The sequence below is a fragment of the Acinetobacter towneri genome (assembly GCF_001758345.1).
Lineage (GTDB): Bacteria > Pseudomonadota > Gammaproteobacteria > Pseudomonadales > Moraxellaceae > Acinetobacter > Acinetobacter towneri_A.
The window spans coordinates 1-1,008 of the sequence record NZ_MKQS01000057.1; the positions used below are offsets into that span (position 1 = coordinate 1).

2 protein-coding genes and 1 pseudogene are annotated in these 1,008 nt (G+C 37.5%); all 3 read right to left on the minus strand.

Annotation, left to right across the window (positions count from 1 at the left end; genetic code table 11):
• Positions 1-195 (minus strand): helix-turn-helix domain-containing protein (locus BJN41_RS13970; protein WP_034683890.1); only part of this gene is annotated, 195 nt, incomplete at its 3' end.
• A gap of 102 nt (positions 196-297) precedes the next feature.
• A pseudogene (locus tag BJN41_RS13975) lies at positions 298-708 on the minus strand (TonB-dependent receptor domain-containing protein); the annotation flags it as partial.
• Positions 709-771: 63 nt separating this feature from the next.
• Positions 772-1,008: integrase core domain-containing protein (locus BJN41_RS13980; protein ID WP_026438351.1), on the minus strand; the 237-nt coding region annotated here is incomplete at its 5' end.

The following is a 1,008-nucleotide window of genomic DNA, read 5'->3' on the forward strand; positions in this document are numbered from 1 at the left end:
TTTTAAATTTGGTACTCGACGGGATTTATTGATCAGTGCGTCAATATCACCAGACTTCACTAACTCTTGATAGCGATAAAATGTATCTCTTGAAACACCCATCACTTTGCATGCTCTGGATACATTCTGAAGCTCTTCAGCTAAATTGAGCAGACCTACTTTGTGTTTAATGATTTGATTGTTAGTATGCAACATAAGAAAGTTACCTTTGTTTGATTAAGATTTCGACACCTTTATCAAAACGGGTAACTTTCTCTTTTTCAAGAAGAATGTACGATCAAGTCTGAACTAATACACATAAATATAGTTATCAAACCAGTTATGATAGACATGCAACGAATAATCCAGTTTGTCAGCTTCATAGTGCAAACCAAGTTCTAAATTATTCGACTTTTCCACATCTAAATTTGCATTGCCACGCTCATAAGTGTTTGTTGCAAAGTGGATGCCATTTGCATAAAGCTCTTGTGCCAACGGTAAACGCTGCTGATGTGAACCTGTAAGGGATAGTTTATAGTTAGGTGCAAACTGCCAGTTGGCTGCGGCAGAAGCAGATACACCTGTATCTGAATAATCTTTTTTCTGAGCATCGACATCAATTTTTTGATGTTCAACCCGTGCACCGAGTTCAACATGCACATCGCCAAATTGTTTATGCTCTAAACCGAATAAACTATATTTTTGAGTTTTGGTATCAGGCATAGGTACGGAGAGGTGGTCCCACTTGTTTGAACAACTAAAAGCGTATTTATAAGTGATATTCCGCTCTAGTTAAGCCACCTTGTTTTGTTGGGGTAGCTGATCATAGTAAAACTCATTTGGTGTCATTTTGTCTAGACTCGAATGAGGTCGTTTCAAATTATAAAACTCAAAATATGCACTTAATTGCTTTTTCGCATCTGTGACACTGCTATAAGCTTTGAGATACACCTCTTCATATTTAACGCTCCGCCATAATCGTTCAACCATCACATTATCTACCCATCGACCTTTACCATCCATACTGAT